Genomic DNA, 3,097 nt, shown 5'->3' with positions numbered 1-3,097 from the left:
ATCGGCAGGACGTAGTTCTCGCTGTACGCGTACACCATGGAGAACGTCATCTCGTTGTGGTGGTACTTGCGATGGACCGGCTCGTGTCCCATGTAGCCGAGCGAGTCGTGCATCCAGCCCATGTTCCACTTCAGGCCGAAGCCGAGCCCGCCGCTGTCGGTGGGCCGGGTCACCCCGCCCCACGCGGTGGACTCCTCGGCGACCGTCAGCACACCGGGCACCCGTCGGTACACGGTGGCGTTCATCTCCTGGAGGAAGGCCACCGCGGCCAGGTCCTCCCGGCCGCCGTGCACGTTCGGCGTCCACTGCGCGGAATCGCGCGAGTAGTCCAGGTAGAGCATCGACGCGACCGCGTCCACCCGCAGCCCGTCGAGATGGAACTCCTCGCACCAGTACACGGCGTTGGCCACCAGGAAGTTCCGCACCTCGGTGCGCCCGAGGTCGAACTCGTACGTTCCCCAGTCCGGATGCTCGGCACGCCGCGAATCGCCGGGCTCGTACAAAGGCTCCCCGTCGAACCTGGCCAACGCCCAGTCGTCCTTGGGGAAGTGTGCAGGCACCCAGTCCAGCAGGACGCCTACACCGGCCCGGTGCAGCGCGTCTACCAGATACCGGAAGTCGTCCGGGGAACCCAGCCGGGCGGTCGGGGCGTAGTAGGAGGTGACCTGATACCCCCAGGACCCGCCGAAAGGATGCTCGGCGACCGGCATGAGCTGCACATGCGTGAAGCCGAGGTCCGCGACGTACGCGGGGAGTTCGTCAGCCAGCTGACGATACGTCAACCCGGGTCGCCAGGACGGAAGATGAACCTCGTACACGGAGAACGGCTCCTTGTGCACGGCCGTTGCGGCCCGGCGGGCGAGCCACTCCTCGTCGCCCCACTCGTAGTGGGAGGCGGTGACGACGGACGCCGTGGCGGGCGGCACCTCGGTGCGCCGGGCCATCGGGTCCGCCTTCATGACCCGGCCGCCATGGCGACCCGCGACCTCGAACTTGTACCGCTCGCCCTCACCCACGCCGGGTACGAACAGCTCCCACACCCCGGAGGAGCCCAGCGACCGCATCGGATGCGCCGTACCGTCCCAGCAGGCGAAGTCCCCGGTCACCCGTACGCCGCGTGCGTTGGGCGCCCAGACGGTGAAGCGGGTGCCGGTGACGCCCTGGTGGGTCATCGGCTCGGCGCCCAGCGCCTTCCACAGCTCCTCGTGCCGGCCCTCACGGATGAGATGCAGATCCAGGTCGCCGAGCGCGGGCAGGAAACGGTACGGGTCCTCGATCTCCGACTCGCCGCCGTCGTACGACACCAGCAACGTGTAGTCGGGGATCGCGGCTGAGGGCAGATCGAGGAAGAGTGCGGTGCTGAAGAAGCCGTCACCGTCGTCGTCGAGCCTGCGGGCCTGCCCGTCGACGAGCACGCTCACACCACGCGCGTACGGGCGGAGAGCACGGAAGACGACGCCGCCGGGCACGGGATGCGCGCCGAGCAGCGAGTGCGGGTCGTGATGGGTGCCGGAGAGCAGACGCTGCTTCTCGCCGGGGTCCCACAGGGCATCGGGTCTGCCGAGGGAGGGCGTGTCGGGGAGGGAGGGGTCGCGCAGGGCCACAGTGGTCAGCCTCCTAGGGCGGCGAGTCGCTCGATCGCCGCCATGGGGACGGGGAGCCAGTCGGGGCGGTGCCGGGCTTCGTAGACGACCTCGTACACGGCTCGGTCCGTCTCGTAGGCGCGCAGCAGCGCGGGGTTGCGCCGCGGGTCCCACCCGGCGCGGGCGGCGTACCCCGCGCAGTAGGCTGCGCGGCAGCGCCGCGCCCACTCGGGGCGCCACGGCAGGCGGGTGCGGGCGGCGTAGTCGAAGGAGCGCAGCATGCCGGCGATGTCACGTACCGGTGACTGGGCGCTGCGGCGTTCGGCGAGCGGGCGGGACGGCTCGCCCTCGAAGTCGATCACGAACCAGTCGTCGCCGGTGCGCAGCACCTGTCCGAGGTGCAGATCACCGTGGACGCGCTGGGCGGCCGGGCCGGCGTCGAACCCGGCCAGGGTGTCGAAGGCGGCTCGCAGCCCCTGGGCGTACGGCCGCAACGCCGGTACGCAGTGCACGGCGGCATCGAGCCGCTCGGTCATCGCCGCCGCCGTACGCCGGCTGTGCCGCGTGCTGCGGGTGTCGCGGGGGAACGCGGTCGCGAGGGCCAGGTGTACGTCGGCGGTGGCGCGCCCCAACTCGTAGGCCTCGTCGGTGAAGGTGTGCCCCGAGGCGAGGGCGCGCAGGGCGAGCGTCCAGCCGTCGGAGGCGCCGGGCAGGAACGGCTGGAGCACCCCGAGAGTCGCGTCCTGCGGCAGGGCGGTCCGGAACCAGGCGGCCGGGGCGGGTACGCGGGCGCAGCCCTGCCGGGCGAGGGCGGCGGGCACCTCCAGGTCGGGGTGGACACCCGGCTGGACGCGTCTGAGCACCTTCAGGATGAAGGAGTCGCCGTACACGAGCGAGGAGTTGGACTGCTCGACGTCGAGGAGACGCGGGGCGAGTCCGGCGGGCACGGTGACACCGGGGTCCGCCTCGAAGCGGAGGGGGCCGGCCGGCCCGGGGTTCCGGAGGCGCTCCAGCAGCAGTCCAGCGGCCCGGGGATCCTGCAACGCGTCGTAGACCAGCAGCCCAGCCAAGGGTCCCTCGTCCGCGCGGCCGATGAGGGCCCGGCCGAGACGCGGCGACGGGCGGTCCCGTACGCCGAGGAGCAGTTGGTAGCAGTCGCTGGGCGGGGGAGGGCCACCGGGGGTGGGGACGGCCGTGTGACCGGTGCGGACGAGCAGGTGCAGACAGCCCGGAAACAGCTGGGTCATCGACAGCAGGCCCAGGTCCGTGACAGGCCGGTCCTTGCCCGCGAACCAGCGCTGCTCGGGCAGCCACTCGCGCAGCAGCCCGCCGAACGAGGTCAGCGGCCGGACGAGGTCCGTCCTGCTCGGGCGAAGAGATGCGGTCTTCGTCATGGTGACGCGTCCTTTCGCGGGCACACACTCAGTGTCGTCGGGCAGTGCGCGGGGCGACTCGGGCGAGCCGGAACCAGTAGAAGCCGTGGCCTGCGAGGGTGAGGAGGTAGGGGAGTTCGC

The 3,097-nt window shown here is 71.6% G+C and carries 2 protein-coding genes and 1 pseudogene; all 3 read right to left on the bottom strand.

Annotated elements, in window-relative coordinates; all coding sequences use genetic code 11:
• Window positions 1-1,604 (bottom strand): 1,4-alpha-glucan branching enzyme (glgB, locus tag RB628_RS39990; protein ID WP_412180802.1); only part of this gene is annotated, 1,604 nt, incomplete at its 3' end.
• A gap of 5 nt (window positions 1,605-1,609) precedes the next feature.
• Window positions 1,610-2,977 carry a maltokinase N-terminal cap-like domain-containing protein gene (locus RB628_RS39985; RefSeq protein WP_318325559.1) on the bottom strand — a complete coding sequence of 456 codons (1,368 nt, stop codon included), beginning with the start codon at window positions 2,975-2,977 and terminating at the stop codon, window positions 1,610-1,612.
• Window positions 2,978-3,005: 28 nt separating this feature from the next.
• Window positions 3,006-3,097 (bottom strand): annotated as a pseudogene (locus RB628_RS42850) (alpha,alpha-phosphotrehalase); the annotation flags it as partial.

It is taken from the genome of Streptomyces sp. ADMS (assembly GCF_033441795.1).
In the GTDB taxonomy this organism is placed as follows: domain Bacteria; phylum Actinomycetota; class Actinomycetes; order Streptomycetales; family Streptomycetaceae; genus Streptomyces.
The sequence above is the reverse complement of the archived record's forward strand: the minus strand, read 5'-3'. Positions and strand labels throughout refer to the sequence as shown.